This is a genomic window from Ruminiclostridium cellobioparum DSM 1351 = ATCC 15832 (assembly GCF_000621505.1).
In the GTDB taxonomy this organism is placed as follows: domain Bacteria; phylum Bacillota; class Clostridia; order Acetivibrionales; family DSM-1351; genus Ruminiclostridium; species Ruminiclostridium cellobioparum.
The window spans coordinates 14,710-36,809 of sequence record NZ_JHYD01000024.1; the positions used below are offsets into that span (position 1 = coordinate 14,710).

Sequence of the window (22,100 nt, forward strand, 5' to 3'; positions counted from 1 at the left end):
CTGCGATATTTTAAGAGACAGGGAGCTGCCTGGCCGTAAACGGCCCCGGGAAAAGCAATTATACCGGCTGTTTGCAGGTTTTCTAGAATAAAAAACTTTCGACAGCAGACAGCAAAAAACAATTAAACCTACTTTGCCCTTTGTATTAAAGCAAGGTTAAAAAAGTTAAATTGATGTTTAACCCATAAGGTTTTTTGCTGATATGTGTCTAAATTCTTTTGAAATTATTCCCAGAAAGCGACAAATAATTTCCGATTGCTGAATTATAATCATTCTGCATGCTAAACGACACTGCAGTTGTCACTTAAGATAAACACGGGGGGTCACATATGATGAAAACAGAATCGCTTCCATACAAAAATTTTGGAGGTCATGGATCGGCAACACATCAAAAGGGTAAAACCGGTAAGGCAGCAGCTATTCTGGAATATCTGAATAAAACTAATCTTATAATTATACCTGCGGCTTTTCTTTTGGGCAGAATATCACTGCTGGGAGGGTTGATGCCGTTTGGAATCGCTCTTTACGCAGCCACTCTGGGTCTCAACATAAACAGGATAATGATATCAATCGCAATATTTGCAGGAATGCTGACATCGGGGGCTACCGTTCAGCTGTATACCGCAGTTGTAGCCATGCTGCTGTTTAATGCCATAAACATTCCCTTTAAAAAGAGCGCAGGCTCGCATTTAAGGGTTGGAATAATTGCTTTTATCGGAGTTCTGATACCTGAAATGGTATTGACATATCTGCAGGGCTTCTTAATGTATGATGTTTTGAAATCCATTATAAACGGATTTATAATCTTTGCGCTGGTGTTTGTTTTTAAAAATGTATTGGAGGTCCTGGGGAACCCCTCCAGAAGATACTCCCTTACAAACGAGGAAATACTGAGCATTGCCATAGCCTGCGCACTGGCGGTGGGAGGTCTGGGCGGATGGAATATTTTCGGAGTCAGTCTCAAAAATATTTTGTGCATCATAATAATCCTGATTTTCAGCTTTAAAACAGGAGCGGGAAACGGAGCGGCCATAGGGGTGATTGTTGGGACCGTCATAAGTATTTCCTCCAATTCATCCCCAATTATCATAGCTTCTTATGCATTTTGTGGATTACTTGCAGGAATTTTAAAAAATATGGGGAAAATCGGCTCCTGTGTGGGGGTTTTAATGGGAAATGCGATCCTTACCTTTTATACCAACGGGTCTACCGAGGTTCTTGTATTTCTGTATGAAATAATTGTCTCAATCGTCATATTTATGCTCATACCTGAAAAAGCCATGGATGCGGTTGTAACAAAATTTGATAAAAGCCTGGTTGCAAGAGGGGACAAAAAAGGCTACAGCGCAAGAATCAAGGAGATAACAGTTGAGAAATTGAACAAGTTCTCCAGGGCATTTTCTGAAATGTCCAGGACCTTTGATGAAATTTCCGAGACAAAGGCAATAACCGAAAAACATGATATCACCGCCATATTCGACAGGGTGGCAGACAGGGTCTGCAAGGACTGCAGCCTGTGTGTCCATTGCTGGGAGCATAACTTCTGCAATACATATCAGGTCATGTTCAAAATAGTTGAAAAATTGGATGGAAAGGGCTGGATAGAGCAAAATGACATTCCTCAATATTTTCTTGAGAGATGTGAGAGGGTGGATGATTTTGTGCTGGCGGTGAATAATGTTTTTGAGCTTTTCAAGGTTGATATGGTATGGCGGAGCAAAATCGGTGAGAGCAGGGGGCTGGTATCCCAGCAGCTCAAAAGCATGTCTACAATAATTTCAAACCTGGCTAACGAATTAAATACCGATATCTGTTTTAAAGAAGATTTGGAAAATCAGATCGTACTGGAATTGACAAAGGCCGGAATAAAACATGCGGATGCCGTGGTATATGAAAACAAATTCGGCAAGTATGAAATGACCCTGACTTACAAAGGCTGCGGGGGAAAGAGAAGCTGCATAGGCTGTGTTGAAAAAACCGTTACAGAGGTTGTAGGGCGAAAAATGATCAAGGAGGGAAGTGATTGTGCTCTTAATCCGAAAACAAATACCTGTACCATTAAACTGGTGGAGGAAGAAACCTATAAAGTTATAACGGGTGTGGCGAGGGTGTCGAAGAATGAAAAGTATGTTTCAGGGGATAATTACACTTTTTTAAATACAGGCGACGGCAAATACATAGCGGCGCTGAGTGACGGTATGGGAACAGGGCATAAGGCCTGTATGCAGAGCAAGGCCACTGTAAACCTCATAGAACAGTTTATGGAGTCTGGTTTTGACAAGGATACAACTGTTAAGCTGATTAATTCAATACTTGTTTTAAGAGCCACCGACGATTCCTTTGCAACAATAGATATATCTGTTGTAGACCTGTACGAAGGAGAGGTTGAATTCTGCAAGGTAGGCGCGGCTCCTACTTTCATAAAGAGGGAGGAATATGTTGAAACAGTACGTGCTGCTTCTCTTCCGGCTGGTATTTTAAGTGAGGTTGAAGTGGAGATGATACATAAGAAAGTTGGCAACGGAGACTTTTTAATAATGTTATCCGATGGGATAATTGATTCCTTCAAAGACTGCCAGGACAGTGTAAAGGAGGTTCAAAATATTTTACAGGGCATGGATACCAGAAATCCGCAGAAAATGGCTGATGACCTGATGGATGAAGCCATAAGCCGCTGTCAGAATAATGAGCCTGCTGACGATATGCTGGTGCTGGTATCAAAAGTGTGGAAGTCCAAATAAATTTGATATTATTTTGATGTTATATCGATGCCATGCATAAAAATGTTAAAATTCCACAAACTACCCATAATCAGAGTTCTTTGGAGGATGCTATGTTTTATGGAAAATCTAAGAAAGTAATAATTATCAAAGATATTCATTCAAATTTATTTGAGGAGGCTATTCTGGTGTTAAAAGAAGATAAGGAGCTGGAAAAAGCAGCGGGCAGCAAGTTGACCTCCGCCAAAAATCCTGATGTAAAAAACGATTTTATTCTGAAGGAGGCAGAGTTAATTATTAATAACTACATTAAGGATAACAAGGGTAAATTTAGTCCTCCAAAAAGGAAGGAGCAGTTAAAATCCAAATCCAGGTTCATGAAAAACCTTTTAATTAATTCCGCTTTGTTCGGAAGTATAGCAGCAGTGATTTTTATTTTAATAAAGTTGTTTTTATAAGGTTTGCTCTATTGATTTTCCTTTACCAAATAAGATATATTATTATAAGTAAACTCATTTTGTGTTAAGGAGCAAATGATGAAATTTAAAACCTCTAAAATAATAGATTTTTTTCTGCTGCAAAAAGATTTTTATTCAAAATTGACTGATAAGAATATGTGGCTATACATAGGCATTGCTCTGGTAGGCATACGTGACGTGGGTCTGGGAGTACTTGGAGTTAACCTTGATACCTCTGATAAAGTCAGCGTTGTTTTCAATATCAGAACAGGTGCGCTTCTTTTTTTAGCCGCTTTGATAATCGGACTTGTGGATGTAATTTGTTTTTCCTATCCGGTCTTTGATATTATAAAGCATTTCAAAAAGAGAAGCGACAGCAATTCGATGTCTATGGGAGTGTCTTACTCCAGCCTGCTGACAAAGGTTATGAAAGTTTACATAGTCGTAAATATCATCGTCACTCCCATAAACCTGCTGGGGTATTACACTTTGCAAATGAGCAGTAATTATAAGTCTTTGGCGCTGTTATATATCACCGCGGTATTGGATATTTTGGCATACTTCTGGTTTAACGGAGCCATTACGCGCGGTCTATGCGTATTATTCAAACTTCCGACAAGTGTAAGGAGCCTGGTGTTTATGCTGGTATTCCTGTGGAATGCGCTGCTGAGCGAGGCATTGGGGCTTTTATTCACACAGGTCATTACCAGGCTGTAATCAAGTCTGCCTGATACACAGTCCATACATAAGTGTAACCAATAAGTGCAACCGCAGTTTAATAGTTTAATACCGCAGATATTTAGATACTTTGTGTTGTAATGTGCTTAAGAATAGTCTATAATATATCAGTAAATAAAAATGTCTCGGTAGTCTAATGGATAGGACGGTGGATTCCGGTTCCACTGATACGGGTTCGATTCCTGTCCGGGACGCCAAAAAAAATAGGGGGGGTTCAAGGTGATAAATCTTGAAACTCCTTATTTTTATATCTGTTACAGCCCTACTTTACCCCTACCAGGTTATTGTTTTATATGTCTTGCAGGAATTTTTCTTTCTGTCTAGAATTTACAGTTATGTGTCAAGCTTAATGTAAGACAATAAATAGATTAATATTTCCATTCTATGGAGTGAATATATGTAAATAGAAGAGATTTTATTATTCCTAACTACTCTGAGGAAGGGTTCTGGAGGTATTTACGCTCAAGATATTCCGCAGACTACATAGTAGTTGATGCCAAAAACTATACCCATAAGATAACAAGGAAGGATGCTTTGCAGATTGCTAACTATTTAAAAGAGTAATTATTCTTCTTACTGATGAGGATATTGAACAAATGCTTATTGCAAAAGCAACGGAGGGACAACCTGAAAATATAGTAAGACAAAAAATTGAGGACTTTAGATATTTTGTTATAGCTTTCTAAATTGTTAAAGATATTGAGGTGAGGAAGTATGGAGATACATAGGTCGGAGGGGGTTACTGAAAGCGAAAAAATACTAAACCTCTTATGTAAACGTTCTTTTTTTTCATTGTGGACTTATCCGAATGTATATCGTGACCAAGGAACAAAGGATGGAAAATATGAAGGTAAGGAAGTATGTGATGCATTAGCTGTTTTTGGAGACCATATTTTGATATTCTCTGATAAGTCATGTACTTTTCCTGACTCTGGATCACTAGATGTTGATTGGGCTCGATGGTATAAAAAGGCTATTAAAAGATCTGCTGATCAGTTGCTTGGAGCTATGAGGTGGATTACTCAGCATCCTGATCGATTATTTATTGATAAAGATTGTATGGAACCACTTCCAATCAATTTACCCTCAATAGAGAATGCTAAATTTCACCTAATAGCTGTTGCACGAGGTGCAGGTGAAAGATGTAAAATGCACTATGGTGGTAGTGGCAGTTTAATGGTATTCTCACCACAGTTTGATAATCTACTGCATGATCACGGTGAAAAGCTACCGCTGTTTGCTATTGGAGAGGTTGCCTTATTTGATGGGTATATACATGTATTTGATGATATTACAACTTCAATTGTACTAGAAACATTAGACACAGCACCTGACTTGATAAGGTATTTAGTAGAAAAAGAGAAGTTTATGAAATCAGGTAGGTTACAAAATGCAGATGGTGAGGAAGAGCTCCTTGCATATTACATGCAGTCTTGGAACGAAGCAGGGGAACTTTCTTTTTTCAACTCTGTTATGAGCAATTATAATATTCCAGAAATTCCACCGAAAATTATTCTTGCCGAAGGAGGATGGGAAGAGCTTGTTTCAGACATGACATGGCGATCACTTCAAGAATGGAGACGTCCAAGTTTGTATTGGGATAATTTAATTGAATTATTTGCATTTCATACTTTAGATGGTTCATTATATAAAGTAGATGATCCAAGTCCTAAGTATCAGGAAACCTTATTACGATTCCTTGCAGCTGAACCACGTTATCGGAGACGTACACTAGCATATGCTATCCTTGATCATATCGAGATATCATCAAAGGACGAAAATGTAGATTTTAGTGCTCGAATTGTTTTCTCGACAAAGTCAGATGAACCAACCTATGTTTTCCTTGTAGTTGTGCGTCTAGACGGCGAAGATTTATATAAGTACAGAAATCGTAGGCGATTGCTGTTAATAAATTATTGTGCGGTAGTAAAGCATAAATACCCTAGTAATGATCACATAATTGGGTTAGCAGTAGAACCGAAATACTCACAAGAACGCTCAGAAGATATGATATATCTAGATGCAAGGGAATGGACCACTGAGATGGAGATTAACGCTGCGGAGGCTCATGAAAAATTAGGAATTTTAAAAGATATTTCTCCGAAGACACTTCCAACGGAACCAAGACATTATATAGATGCTAAACTAGGGGCTGATCTCTCAAATAATATTATAAGTGGGAAGCCAGGGCGAAACGATCCATGTCCTTGTGGTAGCGGAATCAAATTCAAAAGATGCCATGGTTCTATGATCTAATTTACCTGTGTATATTAATATACATTTGTTCCATACACAAAATTTTTTACAGCGTCAATGGGAAGAACAGATGACTCTCTATATCATTTATCCTTCCACTGTATCAAATCATCAATAAGTTTTAAAACTACTTTTTGGTCATCAACACTTCGACTGTTCAATTTACTTATAATACTGAAAAGTACCGAAGTATCACGATATTCAGAATCATTGCCAAGAACTCTGAATAGTTCCTCAAGTGTAGTACCTAATGCACTTGTAACCTTTTCCAGGCTCTCAAGAGTTACGTTCTCTTCGCCTCTTTCCAGCCGCCCCATATGCGACGGATGTAAATTTGCTCTATGTGCCAATTCTTCCTGGCTCCATCCTTTTGAGGTTCTTAAATTTCTAATTCTGTCTCCAATTATTTTTACTGTATCTTTCATTGTCTCACCTCTAAAGACAAAATAACGGTTATTTTAACAAAACACAACGCCTTATGGAGCATATAAAGCTTAAATAAATACCCTATAAGTGTTGACAAATATGCAATAATTTACTACACTTTAGGATAATGGTTATTAAAAGGTTTTCTGACCTACTTATGATAAAAGGTTTAAGGAGATTTCAAAGTTAATATAGGACTCAAAAATAATGTAGGGGAAGGTGTTGGATATGTATCCCGAGGATTATTACATGCTTCTAAAGTTATTTTTCAACGATCCTCTTAAGGGTGTGTTCATTTTAATTGGCTTCATTATCCTTATTTACCTATTGCATTTGGCCGACAAACAACAGGAAAAAAGAAAACAGCAGGAAGAGCTACAGAAAAGCTTAGCACAATCAATCAGTGAAAAGGAAAAACACTATGAAGATTGATAAAATCTCTTTTAACCTGTACACAGAAGTCCATAAAAGTGCCGCTTAACAGCCTGAAATTCAGTGATTAGCGGCACTTTTATCTGCAGCGATGCTGCTATCCGGGATATTACTGAAGCTGCTTTATACCGGGTCTTCGGACTGTTTGCCCGGCTCTATCAAAACCCTTGATCTGCGGGTTTGCTGCAGGTCACCGGTCTGAAAAACAGGAAGTACAACATTGATATTATTAACAGGTATGAATATGGGAGTATTGCCCTCAGCATCTGATAATACAATTAGCCCGTATTCATTTTTATATATGGTTCCAGAAGCGGTGATGTTTGAGCCCGCATATATTGTAACGTCGGTATCCGGCGGAAGGTATTCGTAATATGAGGTTATCAGGTTTGTATCAAAGCCGGGCGTAAATTCCTCCGGAGGCGGAAGATAAGTTATTGAGGGATTATAAACCGTTCCGTCTCCGGTATAGACGGCAGTTATCGCATTAAGCGGGATTGCCTCCTGCTGTCCGGCATCCGTAAGGACAAATATTGCACCGTAAGTTCCGGCAGATGATTTATAAAGCTGATAGGGTGTACCGGTTACCGAAGCTGCTACCAGACCTCTTGTGAAAACAGTCATAGTGTTGGCAGGATAATATAGAATAAGCTGTTCAATAATATTGGCCAGCTGTGCGTAGCTGAAATTCAATCCTGTGGCTGTAAAGGGTGATTCGGTGTAGGTGATGGTCAATGTGGGGAAATAGGGCTCATACCCAATGTTGTTTGTGGCAAGCTGAACTTCTGTAATGCCATCGGAATTTGCAAGTGCAATGCCAAAGTTCTGGGATCCGTCCAGCCACTCATTTACAAGTCCTGTTATGTCAATGTGTATTGTAGTGTATAGATCAGCTGTACCGACATCGTAGTGATACTGTGTGGGAGCAAAAGGCGGTTGGGTAGTATAGGTTACGGTATTTGTGTCATAGTCCGAGGTTACTCTGTTTACCACTATCGGGCTGGGGTTTGTGCCCGATTTGGTTATGACCGCCAGGTTGAGCCGGGCACTGTCCACTGTCGGTACCGATAGCTGCGGCAGGGGAATTTTCAGCAGTCCTGTGCAGTTTTGAAAATTGGGGTCGGCACCGATATTCAAAAGAGGGTAAAATGAATAATTGGTGTTTGGCTCACCGGAAGCAACAAATGTAGTTTGGGGGATATTAACCGTTATTGTCGGCATATGTTGTACCTTCTTTCATAGTGGATTTATGTACTGTTATAAGGCCATTCTATACTATGACTATATTTACATAATATGTCTAAAATACTCCTATGTTGCAAAAACTAATTTTTGTGTCATTAGTACAGGATTCTACTGCGGAGTTCTTTACTTGTTTCCGAAAATTCTGTTACAATAGGAATGTTGATTTTGAAGGAGGATTTCTTTTGAGGATAGGAAATGTTGGATTGGAAAACAGAGTTTTTCTGGCACCTATGGCAGGGGTTACCGATATGCCCTTTAGAGTGCTCTGCAAGGAACAGGGCTGCGGTTTGGTCTATACCGAGATGGTCAGCGCAAAGGGTATGCATTACCTGGATGAAAAAAGTGCAAGACTGACGCTGCTTGATGAGAAGGAGAAACCGGGAGCGGTTCAGATATTTGGTTCCGAGCCGGATATAATGGCAGAAGTCACAGAAAAATTAAATGCTTCGGATGCAAGTATCATTGACATAAATATGGGCTGTCCGGCTCCTAAAATCACTAAAAACGGAGAGGGCAGTGCTTTGATGAAGAGGCCTGAACAGGTTGGAAAAATAGTCAGCGCTGTTGTGGGAGCGGCAAACAAACCAGTAACGGTTAAAATCCGAAAGGGATGGGATGAATGCAGCGTAAATGCCGTTGAAATAGCAAGGATAGCAGAGGCCTGCGGAGCCAGCGCAGTTACGGTTCATGGCAGGACCCGCGAACAATATTACAGCGGAAAGGCTGACTGGGATATTATCAGGCAGGTCAAGCGGGCCGTTTCCATACCTGTTATCGGGAATGGGGATGTTACCGGCCCTGCAGAGGCTAAACGGCTGCTGGAAGAAACAGGCTGTGATGCGATAATGGTGGGAAGAGGAGCACAGGGAAACCCGTGGATTTTCAAGCAGATAAACAAGTATCTGGAAGAGGGAGTTTTTACTGCTCAGCCAACTGCCGGGGAAAAAATCCATACTATCATAAGACATATGAATATGCTGATAGAACACAAGGGAGAAAGGACCGGAATTCTTGAAATGAGATCCCACATCGCCTGGTATATAAAAGGTATGAGAGATGCTTCGGTCACAAAACAAAAGATATTTAAGATGAACGACAAGGATGAAATAATCAGTCTGCTTCAGGACTTCCTTCTGCATCAGTAGCCTTTGAATCAAGGATATACTTGTCAAGTATATCTTCAACGCCTGAAACAACCTGCTTCGCGCATTTTTTTTGAAAATCGCCGGCAGTTAAAAGTTTCAGGTCTTTTTTATTTGACATGAAACCTATTTCAAGCAGCAGGGCCGGCATTTCGGTATGCCGTAAGACATACAGGTTGGGACGCGGCATAATGTCCCTGTTTTTCATGCCTAATTCCTTTATTTTTGACTGCATTATTTTGGCCATATTCTTTCCGTTCGGGGAGTAGGGATTGTACGCGGTCAGTATTCCGCTCTGGGCCGAATCGGTAAAAGAGTTGTTATGGATGCTTATAAACAGCCTGCCTTTCTTTTCATTGGCAATTTGGGCCCTGTCTTCAAGACTGACATAGATATCCTCTGTTCTTATCATGTAATAGTCAATGTTTTTTTCTATCAGCAATCTTTCAATTTCAATAGAAATGTCCAGAACTATGTCCTTTTCATTGATATCGCCTGCCATGGCTCCGGGATCCCAACCGCCGTGGCCGGGGTCTATAACTACCAGAGGAGGTTTTTCCTGAACTGTCTCCAGGGATGTTGACAATGAACCCGAGGGGGTCGGATTTTCTTTTTTTGCAAGGTAAGCGCCAATGATACCGATTATGGCCAGGGAAAGAAAAACAATTATAAATATAAGACTTCTTTGACTGAGCTTTCTGCTTAATTTATCTATAATTTTGTTAACATCCATAAATTGGTGTTTACCCTCCGGAACAGGTTAAGTTTTGAGTTATAAAATATTGGCATTAATGTATAATTATTTTATCACAATAATAATTAAAAAGGTTGCAGAACTGTAAATTCTGCAACCTTTTTATTATTTGCCGTTTTTATTAAAATACTCTTCTTGCACCCACATATCGGTCTGAGTAGTATGAACTGTTCAGACTGGATATGGTCACTCCTTTTGATGAGCTTGCGTGGATAAATTGGCCGCCTCCCATGTAAAAGCCCACATGTGACGGTCCTTGTTTATAAGTTGTAAAAAAGACCAGGTCTCCAACTCTTAAATTGCTCTTTGATACGCTCACACCTGCTCCGAACTGGTCTGCAGTAACCCTGGGAATACTGACACCGTTCTTTTTCAATACATACTGTGTAAAGCCTGAGCAGTCAAAGCCGCTGGGGGATTCGCCGCCCCAGACATAAGGCACGCCCATATAACTTTTCGCTGTGGCTATAACCGCACTTGCCTTTGAACTTGCAGCGGCAGTTTTGGTGGTTGTGCCCCTGGAAACTGTGGTTTTGGGTTTTGCTTTTGTTGTTTTTGCCGCTTTTGTTGTTGATTTCTTTACGGCGGCGCTTTTAACGGCAGTTGATTTTTTGGCAGCAGTAGTTTTTTGTGGTGCTGCCGCAGGGACTGATTTTTTGACTTCAGCAGACTGTTCGGCACCTGCTGTGGCAGCTGTGGTTTTTATAGCCGAAGCCGGGTTTGCTTCCATTGATTTTATAGCCAAATCTTCAGCTTTCATTGTTTCGGATTCTGATATTGTAAAATCCTGATTAGCCTGTGTTCCGACCTCCTGTATTTTGGCCGGATCGAGAATTTCCCTGTTATAGGTCAAACTCTTATAGACCGGGGCTATTGCCGTCAAGCACAGCACCAGAGCTATACCACTTGCTATTAATTTTTTATTCATATTGACCTCCCTAAAATGAAAGCCCCTGAAATGTACATTCATTTATACATCAAACAAAAATGTTTAGGGGTTATTTTTTTAGCGCGTATTTTTCCAGCGCTTTTTACTTACCGGATATTTTTTTTGATAAACGGTTTATCGGCCGTCTGATAAGACCTTAATACCAAGGCCTGCTGACCTTGTACTAAATATTCAGTGTTTCAGCTGTAATATAAATGGTTTACATAAAACAGCCGATGGGCTTATTATAAGTGCCTGAATCGGGCCTATCAACCTGTAATTTATGGTAAACTGCTGGGAACCTAGAGTCATAAAAGCTTCACTTGGTCAATAAAATTAATCAAGGTACTATATTTTTGGAGGTGCTTATGACAAAAAAGACATTTATAACGGGTGCAATAATATTAATGGCTGCGGGTTTTGTAACGAGAATAATTGGGTTTATATATAGGATTTACCTGTCAAATTTAATCGGTGCCGAGGGAATAGGATTATATCAACTGATAGTACCTGTCTATTCTTTAATAATTCTTACACTCACATCAGGTGTGTCGATTGCAGTTTCAAAGATGATTGCCGAACAGGCGGCACAGGGCAATTTCATCAATATAAAACGAATTTCAAAAGTCGGACTTGCGGGAGTGCTGGCAGGCAGCTCAATTTTATCCGTACTGCTCTACTTTAATATTGATTTTATAGTTAACTTTATATTAAAAGATGCCAGAACCTATACTTCTGTTCTTTTGATGATACCCTGCATACCGCTCATTGCGGCTGCGTCTGCATACAAGGGTTATTTCTACGGGATTCAGGAGGTCACACCTACAGCAATATCACAGATAGTTGAACAAGTGGTCAAGATAGCTATAATAATGGCACTTGCCGCCAGGTTTCTTGAAGAGGGACTTGAATACGCATGTGCCCTGGCAACTGTGGGTATGGCTGTGGGAGAAATGTCGAATCTCTTTTTACTTGCGGTATATTACAGGTTTAAGAAGTACCCCCATATCACCCCGAAATCCAGACAGGGCATTATCCGGAAGAGGAAGCTGGTAGCCTCGATTTTGGCCTGTGCGGCCCCCATCTCCTTCAACAGGTTTATTATTTCAATGATGGCTGCCGCAGAAGTGATATTAATCCCCCAGAGATTACTGGCAGGTGGACTCAATCAGGTTCAGAGCATGGAGGCATACGGCAAGCTTACAGGCATGGCTTTGCCTCTCATAATGTTTCCCGCACTGGTAACAACTTCCCTTGCAACAACACTGGTACCTGCAATTTCCGAGGCCATATCGTTAAATAACTATGGCAGGGCCAATTACAGGATTTCAAAATCCATACAGATAACCATGGTATTGGGTTTCGTTTTTATGGCCCTTTTTGCATGTTATCCGGACAAAATAGCCAACATGATCTATCCCGGACAAAATGTGGGATATACCCTGTTTATGTTATCGTTTACCTGCATATTTATATACCTTTCACAGATACTTACCGGCATTATGAACGGACTTGGGAAACAGGGCCTTTATCTCATAAATTCAATAGTGGGCTCGGCAATAAGGATACTGTGTGTGTATTTTCTTATTCCGCAGCATGGCATACCGGCATACATACTGGGAGTGATAATCAGCGCCTTGATCGTATGCATACTCAATTTCATCACAATAATGAAGTGTACGGGAATGGCTCTTGATCTGAGGCACTGGGTGGTAAGGCCGGCTCTCGTCACAGTGCTCCTGTTCCTATTGAGCAATTACATATATAGTTTCTTCAACTTTCTTAAACTCCCGGTTATCTGGCAAACCCTTTTTGCAGTTGGCGCATATATTGTAATAGCACTTTTCCTTATGGCGCTGGTGGGTGCTATAGATTGGAGAGAGCTGCTTCAACTGCTGGGGATAAGAAATAAAAAAGTAAGGAAATACAAGAAAATTTAAGATATATGAAGATAAAATTAAATAATTAAATAAATACTCAAAACAAAGGTCAAAGAAAGTCAAAATCAGTTTTGAAAAGTCAAAGAGGATGATTTAAAATATAGACACAAGGTCAAAGAAAGTCAAAATCAAAACAAAATTATATAATATATTTATGGAGGTGTTTATATGTTTGGAATAGTTCCATTCAGAAACAACAAAATTCAGGAAAGGGGAAGTCTGTTCGACATAGACAGCATTTTCAACGACTTCTTCAATGATACAGCATTGGGATTTGCTGGTCATGCAATCAAGGCCGATGTAAAGGAAAATGACAGGGAATACATTGTTGAGGCCGAAATTCCAGGTGTAAACAAGGAAGATATCAAACTGGATCTGAGGGATGACAGGCTTACAATTTCAGTGGAAAGGTCGGAGGAAAGCAAAGAGGAGAGAAATAATTATATCAGAAGGGAAAGAAGATATGGCTCCAGCAGCAGAAGCTTCTACGTAGAGAACGTAAAGCATGAGGCCGTATCCGCAAAATATGAAAACGGTATTCTCTCAATAGTCCTTCCAAAGGGCGAAGAGAAAAAGAAAAATAACAGAATTGAAATACAATAAAACAATCCCGGAAGAACTGTAACTGAGCTTAGTTGCGGTTCTTCCGGGTTTACATATCTTCAATAACAGATGGTGCCTTCACCTGTTCTGCTCCATCCACCAATTTATGAGCTTCCTGGCAATACTGGCATCGGACGGCAGCCCGGGGAGGTCATCCGCACTATACCACCCGGCATCGGTTATCTCAACACCGTCAACCTTTATATCCCCGCTGTCATACTCGGCGGTAAAACCCAGCATCATTGAATTTGGGAAGGGCCATGGCTGACTGCTCCAGTACCGGATATTTTTTACGCTGATACCAACTTCCTCATGGATTTCTCTCCGAACGGCCTCTTCCAGGGTTTCACCGGCTTCTACAAAACCTGCGATCAGGGAATACATGCCTTCCTTAAAGTGCCTGGCATGCGCCAGCAGCAATTGATCTCCCTTCCGAATAGCAGTTATCACAGCGGGACATATTCTGGGGTAGCTGATAAAGCCGCATTTGGGACAGATTTTGGCCCTTTCGCCCGAGAGATCTTCGGTAGCCGAACCGCATCTGCCGCAGAATTGATGGGTCTGATCCCAGCATACTATCTGATAGGCCTTGCCTGCCAGCAGGAACAAATCCTCAGCAATAAAATCATAAAGTGCCCGTAGCTCCACAAACTCCATTCCTTCAGGAGCAGACCCCTCCGATGCAAGCTCTGCCGAATAACAGGGCTTCCCCTGCAGTAAACCCAGATACTGGGTCCTGACTGCCTGTATGCCGAGCTGGTGTAAACCCTTTGCATAGGGGACGGCATAGCTCCCGTCAGCTTTTTTTACCAGCATTTTATTTGTGAAAAAAGCAAACCAGTGAGCTTCGGAATGATTTATATCCGGAGCTGTCACAGCCGGCTCGTAATGTTTGTATATACTTTCTCTTTCCATAAAGTCTCCATTCTGCCGCCATGCAGCATAAAACAAGTAATAAAGCCGCTTGAGTTCTTTATACATACAACAGCCATGCTGCGGTAAATATGTTTATAAAGCTTTCTTCCAACCCAAGAGACTCTTTTTAGGATAGCACAGATTGATTTCAAAATCAAAACCCTGTTCCGTTTACAGGAACAGGGTTTTGCGGGTAATTTATATTTATTATTGCTTATTCGATATGTTTGTCAGTACATTGTTGGGACCTTTTTTCACATAGCCCAGGAACACACAAACCGCTGCAATGGTCCAGAAATAGGTTGTAACTGACGGGGCATCAAAGTTGTTAAGAACCACGTTGGTAACAAGAATTCCTACCATGGCGCCGAAGCCGCTTTGTATCAGGCCCCTGGAGACCTTGTCCTCCACTTTGTAGGAGGCTCTTAAGGACCAGACAACTCCGTTGTAAAGGACGGCCAAAAACGTAACAAGTCCGAATATGCCCATTTCCACGGCTGCCTTTATATAATAGTTATCTACATAAAAGGCGCCCTTGACCTTGTTTATAGTGGCAACCGAACCGCCGAACCGGCCGAAGCCCTCCCCAAAGAGCAGGTTGTTGTAGAACATTTCAAGTGCTTTGGGCCATCTGGCAAACCTTCCGCCAGTAAAACTGCTGACTATATAAGCCGGATCAAGCATATAATCAATTCTGGACCGTACTGATGATACCATGGTATAGGCCAGTATTGCCACAACAAATAAGCCGATAATGAGATAATATTTTCTGCTCAAAATGGAATAGATTATGAGAGCACAGCCCAGGGCGATCCAGGAGGAACGGGAGCCTGTAAGCAGTATGCATATACCCATTATTCCGCTGGCAGCAGTGTATAAAAACTTCTGTATCAAATCTTTCTCAGAGAATATCAGGGATATTGCCAGAGGTATTACCAGTGCCAGCAGGCAGCCCAATACGTTGGGGCTTCCTACGAAGGAAAAAACTCTGGGGCCGGAGGATACTTCCACCTTATCGGTCCAATAGGCCGGAGTTTCTACTTTTGCAATATATTGGTATATACCGTGCAGTGACATAACCACACCTGTCAGAATCATCAGTTTTATAAGATTTTTGGCGCCATCCTCTGACCTCAGCAGCTTGACTACAATGAAAAAGAAGAACATGTACTCAATAACTGCTCTGAGTCCGTCAAAGCCCAGACTGTCAAAGCCGAGCGTTTTAAGTGAGCCTATAGCAAATAATGCTATACAGACTACGAAGAATATTATCAGTGAAAAGTCAACAGGTGTCCAGGCAAAATTGAAATCCTTCCGGTCGGCCACCCATCTGTAAAACCAGATGCCCACACAGAAAATAATCAGTAGTTCATCCCAGAGTGAAACGAGAAAACTTATATTTGATACACCTGCCACAAAATATAATATGGGATAAATAGCCACAAGATAAGCTGCTCTTTCAAAATTTCTAAGAATGAATACCAGCCCCAGGATACCAATAATACCGGCTACAACAAGCTTAGGCAGCACGTAGGCCGAGACTCCCAAAACTGCTGCCAGGATAATAAAGCAGGACAGGCCGCTCCATCTTCCGAAGATTTTTTTCCAGAGCAGCAGCAGGCTCCGGCAGGTTTTGGCGAAGAGGCTGTTCTTGAAAGCTTTGGTATAGACATGATTTACATGTCCTGCAAACCTGTCCAGAATTTTTCCGAAAAAGGACAATATCCTGTATGTAACTGAAAAGGAATATTTCGGGGTTGAAGATATATAATTTTGTTTGGTTCTGTACAATAAACCGTGTTGATTCCAGGCTGCCACAGTTTCGACACATCTGTTCAGAAAGCTGTTTCTGTAAGCATTGCCTACCACTTCATAAATAAATATGAGGAATCTGTAAATCAGGCTGTTTGAGACATATTTCCACACAATATGACCTCCTTAATTGAACTCAATAGCTTCTACAGTTCCCAGGGATTCAAAGGTACGGGTTTTTAAGGTAAAAGCCTTGCCCACTGAAATTTCCTGTGAATCAAGTCTGATTATTCCGTTGCCTCTGGCAGTTTTCATTGTAAACTTGGCAACCAGCTCTTTTCTTTTGGGGTCAATCGAATATACCGCTTTTCCGTCGGCAGTATTTATGGGTACCTCAAGAGGCTTGAATTCTATTGATGTGATATAGGCATCCACCGGCTTAAGCAGAGAAATAAGCTGGTCTTTTTCCTTCACGGCCTTCAGCTGCTCATCATTGCGGACTGCTGCCCTGAAGGTGACGGTTATGGTCTGCTGGCTTTCTTCACTTGTAATGGGTCCCACATCTGAGCCCATGGTCTTTAAAAGCACTACGGCACCGATCAGAAGAATCAAAACAATAACACTTAAATCAACAATGTTTATCAGTCCGAATAATTTTCCCTTTTCATTAACAATCTTCATTTTTACTACTCTCCTTAGTTTTATATTTTTTAGAATAACTAATATTTCAAAAGTTTAGTCATTCCTATTTAAAATTCTTTCGAATTCCTTCAAAAGAATATTAAACCTTGTTTTTGTAACGGTATTTATACAATATCAGCAGTTTCTTTACAAACAGCTTGAAGCCCGTAGTCGATAAGCTGGGCCTGTAGTCATAGACCAGCCGGGGAGGAACCTTTGACAGAAAATCCTCATCGGGGGCTTCCCCTGAAATCAGCTTCTGGTATGTACAGAAAATTGCTATCGAGGGTAATTTATATTTTTCTATAACTTTCAGGATTCTTTGCCTGTCATATTTGTTTTGTGTGGACACCGAGCTTATCCAGTTGATAATGTCCTTCCACAGTCCGATTTCCGGTGCTCTGTCGGGTAAATAGGACAGGGAATTGGGTCTCTGCCTGTAGAGGGCAAGAGTTTCCCTGACACAGCAGAAACTGCTCAGATACATGAGCTTGCAGAAGAACTCCATGTCTTCGCTCCAATTCAATCCGGGCCTGAATTCTATTTTATTATCTGTTACAACAGACTTTTTAACAACAACGGTGCTTGTCCAGACAGATACCTTTTCCTGAATAACCTCAGCCAGTATGCTGCCTTCAAAATACCGCTCAGGAAAGACTTTACCCATTTCATCACCGCAGAACATCTGATAACCGCAGTAGCAGGCAGCCATACCTGTTGCTTTTATCCTGTTCAGCTGCTTTTCCAGCTTGTCGGGCTTCCACAGATCGTCGCTGTCCAGAAAGGCCAGGTACTCACCGGAGGAATTTGCCACCGCATTATTTCTTGCGGCCGATACCCCCTGATTTTCCTGATAAATATATTTGATCCTGGAGTCATCCCTTTGCAGGGCCTGTACAAGCTTTGCACCGTCATCCCTGCTGCCGTCGTCCACTATAATCACTTCAAGCCGGCTGTAAGTTTGCGCCAATACGCTTTTAACCGTCTGTTCAATAAAGTCCCTGGTATTATACATCGGTATAATAACCGAAATCAATGGTGAACTGTCCATTATACCTACTCCCGTATATTTTTATGGTTAGTTTAGCATCTCAATTTTGAGATGTCAATTTCAGGGCAGGTCTTAACAAAAATTTAAGTTTTTTTTAAGACAATCCTTACAAGCTTTTTAGGAATACGCAGACACTTATTCCATAAGAGTTGGGCCTGTGAAGGGGGTTTTAAAAACCTGTTCTGAAGAGCGGCAAAATCCATTGTGTCCAATTGGTTGAAAAACTTGGTTCTAAGTTTGTTGGGGCCGGATGGTCCGGTAAGGCTGGGGTTCTCCCCTATAGCCGCAGACAGGTCGGCCTCATGGATAATCAGCTCCTCCCGGCATGCCTCAAGCAGTTCGGCACCCACGGGGGAGTTGGCCAAAACCAGGGAGGTTCCCCTGTCGTCATCCAGCTGCGGCTTGTATTTTTCAACACCCCAGAAGTCGGCCAGGGTAATGTCCGACTGTCTTTGGACAGATGCATATTTACAGCTGTGGCAGGAAGGCCGCAGGTACATATTTGTTATAAAGCCTCTCATATAGGGGTCTGTCTTGAAATCGGCCAGCATATGCCTTCCGTTTTTAAAGAGAACACTTATATTATAATTCTTCCAGCCTTTGGATTTGTTACGGAAATTAAAATTTTCTATTTCAGCTTCATTAATTTTTTCCAGATGGGCTTTATAGCGCTCAAATACACCGGGAGAAGGGACTCCATGACAGACACAGTCGCAGGTGCAGAGCCCGGCAGGGCTTTTGCCCAAAAATGAGTAAAGCCCGCTCACCTGGCAGGGAGTACCTGAAAACAGCACTTTTCTGCCGTCCTTCAATAAAGTCCTGACTTCTCTGTAGCAGTCTCCGATCAGACTCTGGGTATACTTGGAGCCCTGCAGTTTCCAGATATGCTCCTGTGATTCCACACCGGTGTGAACTGCTTTGATACTTTCATCGAAGACCGCTCCGAAAACAACACCGCCCTGATTGAGTATTTGTTTGGACAGTGCAGGGAAAACTCCTCCCGAAGTGCTTGAACTTCGGGCTTCCTCGTCTTTGTTCCAAACGGCATATATCTTTGGGTAGGATTGATCAGGCGCTTTAAGGTCCCTGTAAATGGGACAGGCCCTTCTGCACAGGCCGCAGTCGGTACATTTTGCTCCGTCTATCTCAGGGTATGAGAACCCCTCGTTATCCTCCCGGAATGAGATGGCACCGGAAGGACAGACCTGAACGCAGGAGGAGCAGCCATAGCAATTATTTTTATTATCAAATACCGAATCCATTAGAGCCTCCATTCCGGTTTTTAATTTTTTACCTTTACATGTTTAATTATTCCCATAACCGGACCGAGAAATAAACTTTTTTCGTATGAGTTCATACCTATCGTCCACACCGCGGCGCCGTAGACAAGAGTGAAAAGCGCACCCTTCACCGCCAGCCCCAGCCAGCCGCCCACGGGAATGTGTAAAACAGCAATACCGGCAGCAACGCTTAAGAGCATGGCAGGCAGAAGCCTGCTGAATACTTCCTTGAAAAATCTGGGTATGTTCAAACCCACTTTTCTTTTATAGTAAATATTAATAATGATTATATTACCTATTATAAGCGATATGGAGGTTCCGACCACAGCACCCATCATACCGATCTCTTTTGTGAGCAGTATGCTTATTCCCAGGTTCACAAGGGAAATTATCAGATACATGATCGATCTGAATGCGTGCAGATTCTTGGCCTGAAGGATGGATATACCCACATTTTGTATAAGCGGTATGGTGAGAGGAACCATGGCAATGAGTGCAATATAGTATACCTGGATACAGTCTGCACCGGCCCATAGTATCACAAAGGGCTTGCCCAGCAGTATGAAACCTGACAGTATGAAGCCCATAACTATAAATTGAATCCGGCCGGTTTTTATGAAAAGGTTGTCCAGTTCCTCAGCGGGTGCATTGTCCACGCACATTTGAGTGGCCCTTGGCAGGAATACTCCTGAAATTGCAGTGGAGAAATTCATATAATAGCCGGGGAACTGCATACCCAGGCCGAAAATGGCCACAGGCACCGCTCCGTAGAATATGCCCACCACAAGCTGACCCAATCTCCAGTAAACCTGATCCACAATCATATTTATAAAGACAAATACCGAAAACATAAGGATTTCCTTGACAAAGGGCCAGTTGTGATGCTGGAACCTGACCTTTATTTTCATTTTTCCGAATACAAACCACATATTTACCATCAGCAGCAATACGTTTAATATGGTGTCCACCACAACGATTGCAAAGGCCTTGTAGCCCATGAGCAGCAGGATGATTATGGCAAGCGGCCGGGCGATGACCCTCACTATGGTGACAGTTCTTGGGAATACAAACTTTTCATAGCCTGACATTATGGCGGTAAAGGCGTTCAGAAACAATGTCAGACCAATGTTGACAATCAGCACCTCAAACATTTTGCTGGCGGTATCCAGCTCGGCCGCGGTAAGTGATCTGCCGAAAACAGAGGGCAGTATGGGAAGCATTCCCAGGCCTATCCCAACTGCAACTACCGTCAAAACTGCGTAGATCAGGAAGGCAAGGGACAGAAAGCCCTGTTCACCCTGCTTGTCGTTTTGTGCCCTGTACTTTGCAACATACCGGGTAATGGTATTCCCGAGACCGAAATCCAGAACAGCCATATAGCCTACGAAGGCCCCGATCAGGGTGTACAGGCCGTATTCGGATTTGCCCAGCGTAGTGAGCAGGAAGGGGGTGAAAACAAGATTTATTACGTTGGACAGCAGTATATTGGTGTAAGACAGGGCGGCGCCCCATTTTAATTCATTTATCTTCATCAGTTTTACCTTTTGTTTTCCTTGTTAATGTTTTTAGGGATTTAAGAGCTTTCTTACCGGAGTCCCGGCGGAATACGCCCTTTCAATATATCCCGGCATGAATCCGGACAGATGTTCCCGGATATGGTCCGCATTCTCTTTCAGAGCCTCATAGGCCTTTATTAGCTGATCCTCCTGCTGGAGCTTCTGTACGGGAAGAATGTACTTTCCCTCACTTCCGAAAATATCCTTTGCAATTCCTCTGGCTTTGACGGAATACCCTATAACAAGAGTCGGAACACCTGTCGAATAGGCTGCTATGGTGGCATGTGTGCGGGCGCCTATGAACAGTTTGCAGCTGGAAATCAAAAATTTCAGTTCCATACAATTATAAGTGTCACCAACAAGGACTACCCTGCCGGTGTTCCTGAACATTTCATACAGCTTTGACAGGGGCAGCATATCGTTGTCATGCTCCCAGAGAACATGGGGAATAAGTGCTATACAGCTGTCTGTGGTATCCAGAATATGCTGTATGAGCCTTGTATAGCTTTTGAAAACAATTCCTCCGCTGGTTTCGCTTTTCATAATAAGGGGGCTGACATTTATTCCGATGGTATTCCCCTCTGCAAAGCCTTCAGGCAGCCCCACCGGTTTTACGTCCAGCGTAAAGGCGGGATCGGGCAGAAGGATGGTGTTGGACAGGCCCTTATCGATAAATGCCTGATGAGTGATACTTTCTCTGGCAATAATAAGGCTGTATTTTTTGAGGTCGTCCAGCATCTCGGCATTGATGGCTTCAGGGTCGACGGAGCAGCCCCAAAAGACTGTCTTGCTGCCCTTCCCGGCAGCCATGGTATTGGTGTAATATATCCATCTTGGTATCCCATAGCAGTAATTGTCTCCTCCGATGGAAAGGCATAGTGTATCCCTGTCCAGATTTTCGGAGATATCCTTTTGGGAATGGGAGAAAAGAAAATCCCGCTTGAGTTTTAATTTCCTTAAGCCTGCATCCACAAGCCTTACGGGGTGGATGCCCTCATAACGCTTATAGGTGATAAAATTCAGTTTGAAATCGGGAGAGAGGAAATCAATGTCTTCCTGCACTCTGAAGGTAGCCAGGGATACGTCTATATTATTCAGGTTCAATATTTTCAAAGTAGATCTCACTATGGCTTCACAGCCGTGATTCCTGCTGCCCGCATGGGCATAGAGCAATAATTTTTTCATAAACAACCTTTCTTTTGCGGCTAGCCTGTTCTTTTATA

18 protein-coding genes and 1 tRNA gene are annotated in these 22,100 nt (G+C 42.0%); 8 read left to right on the plus strand and 11 right to left on the minus strand.

What is annotated here, in order from left to right; translation table 11 throughout:
* Nucleotides 1-329: 329 nt before the first annotated feature.
* The 5 genes from spoIIE to T344_RS27940 all read left to right on the plus strand — a co-directional run bounded on the left by spoIIE (nucleotide 330) and on the right by T344_RS27940 (nucleotide 6,172).
* The gene (gene spoIIE, locus T344_RS0109410) at nucleotides 330-2,741 is read left to right on the plus strand and encodes a stage II sporulation protein E (protein ID WP_242842050.1); all 2,412 of its coding nucleotides are present in this window, start codon (nucleotides 330-332) and stop codon (nucleotides 2,739-2,741) included.
* 92 nt (nucleotides 2,742-2,833) lie between these two features.
* Complete coding sequence (locus T344_RS0109415) at nucleotides 2,834-3,178, plus strand: hypothetical protein (protein WP_027628493.1); 345 nt, start codon at nucleotides 2,834-2,836, stop codon at nucleotides 3,176-3,178.
* A 75-nt stretch (nucleotides 3,179-3,253) separates the two neighbouring features.
* On the plus strand, nucleotides 3,254-3,895 hold the full coding sequence (locus tag T344_RS0109420) for a hypothetical protein (protein WP_242842051.1): 642 nt from the start codon (nucleotides 3,254-3,256) through the stop codon (nucleotides 3,893-3,895).
* 143 nt (nucleotides 3,896-4,038) lie between these two features.
* Nucleotides 4,039-4,113 (plus strand) — tRNA-Arg (locus tag T344_RS0109425).
* Nucleotides 4,114-4,630: 517 nt separating this feature from the next.
* Nucleotides 4,631-6,172, plus strand: coding sequence for a YecA family protein (locus T344_RS27940; RefSeq protein ID WP_051571724.1), 1,542 nt, complete (start codon nucleotides 4,631-4,633; stop codon nucleotides 6,170-6,172).
* Nucleotides 6,173-6,255: 83 nt separating this feature from the next.
* On the opposite strand, the gene T344_RS0109440 is transcribed toward T344_RS27940, so the two are convergent.
* Nucleotides 6,256-6,597 carry a helix-turn-helix domain-containing protein gene (locus T344_RS0109440; protein ID WP_004627753.1) on the minus strand — a complete coding sequence of 114 codons (342 nt, stop codon included), beginning with the start codon at nucleotides 6,595-6,597 and terminating at the stop codon, nucleotides 6,256-6,258.
* 556 nt (nucleotides 6,598-7,153) lie between these two features.
* Nucleotides 7,154-8,251 (minus strand): DNRLRE domain-containing protein, encoded by a 1,098-nt coding sequence (locus tag T344_RS0109450; protein WP_027628496.1) that lies wholly within the window; start codon nucleotides 8,249-8,251, stop codon nucleotides 7,154-7,156.
* Between the two features lie 206 nt (nucleotides 8,252-8,457).
* Between T344_RS0109450 and dusB the strand changes: the two genes are divergently transcribed.
* Entirely contained in the window at nucleotides 8,458-9,420 is a 963-nt protein-coding gene (gene dusB, locus T344_RS0109455) for a tRNA dihydrouridine synthase DusB (RefSeq protein ID WP_027628497.1), read from the plus strand.
* Here the strand turns inward: dusB and T344_RS0109460 are convergent.
* Complete coding sequence (locus T344_RS0109460) at nucleotides 9,386-10,150, minus strand: N-acetylmuramoyl-L-alanine amidase family protein (RefSeq protein WP_027628498.1); 765 nt, start codon at nucleotides 10,148-10,150, stop codon at nucleotides 9,386-9,388. The two genes, dusB and T344_RS0109460, sit on opposite strands and share 35 nt — an antisense overlap.
* Nucleotides 10,151-10,292: 142 nt before the next feature.
* Nucleotides 10,293-11,099, minus strand: coding sequence for a C40 family peptidase (locus tag T344_RS27945; protein ID WP_034860997.1), 807 nt, complete (start codon nucleotides 11,097-11,099; stop codon nucleotides 10,293-10,295).
* A gap of 368 nt (nucleotides 11,100-11,467) precedes the next feature.
* Here T344_RS27945 and spoVB point away from each other — a divergent pair, with 368 nt between their 5' ends.
* Both spoVB and T344_RS0109475 read left to right on the plus strand, forming a co-directional pair.
* A complete protein-coding gene (spoVB, locus tag T344_RS0109470; protein WP_027628499.1) occupies nucleotides 11,468-13,039 on the plus strand; it encodes a stage V sporulation protein B in 1,572 nt (523 codons plus the stop codon).
* A 168-nt stretch (nucleotides 13,040-13,207) separates the two neighbouring features.
* Nucleotides 13,208-13,642, plus strand: coding sequence for an Hsp20/alpha crystallin family protein (locus T344_RS0109475; protein ID WP_027628500.1), 435 nt, complete (start codon nucleotides 13,208-13,210; stop codon nucleotides 13,640-13,642).
* Between the two features lie 78 nt (nucleotides 13,643-13,720).
* Here T344_RS0109475 and nudC read toward each other — a convergent pair whose 3' ends face one another.
* From nudC to T344_RS0109510, 7 genes are all read right to left on the minus strand, one after another.
* Nucleotides 13,721-14,557 carry an NAD(+) diphosphatase gene (gene nudC / locus T344_RS0109480; protein ID WP_027628501.1) on the minus strand — a complete coding sequence of 279 codons (837 nt, stop codon included), beginning with the start codon at nucleotides 14,555-14,557 and terminating at the stop codon, nucleotides 13,721-13,723.
* A 207-nt stretch (nucleotides 14,558-14,764) separates the two neighbouring features.
* Nucleotides 14,765-16,483, minus strand: a complete 1,719-nt coding sequence (locus T344_RS0109485) for an O-antigen ligase family protein (protein ID WP_027628502.1) — start codon at nucleotides 16,481-16,483, stop codon at nucleotides 14,765-14,767.
* A gap of 12 nt (nucleotides 16,484-16,495) precedes the next feature.
* Nucleotides 16,496-16,990 carry a DUF4330 domain-containing protein gene (locus T344_RS0109490; protein ID WP_004627516.1) on the minus strand — a complete coding sequence of 165 codons (495 nt, stop codon included), beginning with the start codon at nucleotides 16,988-16,990 and terminating at the stop codon, nucleotides 16,496-16,498.
* 100 nt (nucleotides 16,991-17,090) lie between these two features.
* Entirely contained in the window at nucleotides 17,091-18,041 is a 951-nt protein-coding gene (locus T344_RS27950) for a glycosyltransferase family 2 protein (protein ID WP_051571726.1), read from the minus strand.
* Nucleotides 18,042-18,124: 83 nt separating this feature from the next.
* Nucleotides 18,125-19,303: a Coenzyme F420 hydrogenase/dehydrogenase, beta subunit C-terminal domain gene (locus T344_RS0109500; RefSeq protein ID WP_027628503.1), complete on the minus strand. Its 1,179-nt coding sequence runs from the start codon at nucleotides 19,301-19,303 to the stop codon at nucleotides 18,125-18,127.
* Between the two features lie 20 nt (nucleotides 19,304-19,323).
* Complete coding sequence (locus T344_RS0109505; protein WP_034861000.1) at nucleotides 19,324-20,853, minus strand: lipopolysaccharide biosynthesis protein; 1,530 nt, start codon at nucleotides 20,851-20,853, stop codon at nucleotides 19,324-19,326.
* Between the two features lie 33 nt (nucleotides 20,854-20,886).
* Nucleotides 20,887-22,062: a polysaccharide pyruvyl transferase family protein gene (locus T344_RS0109510; RefSeq protein WP_027628505.1), complete on the minus strand. Its 1,176-nt coding sequence runs from the start codon at nucleotides 22,060-22,062 to the stop codon at nucleotides 20,887-20,889.
* Between the last annotated feature and the right edge of the window lie 38 nt (nucleotides 22,063-22,100).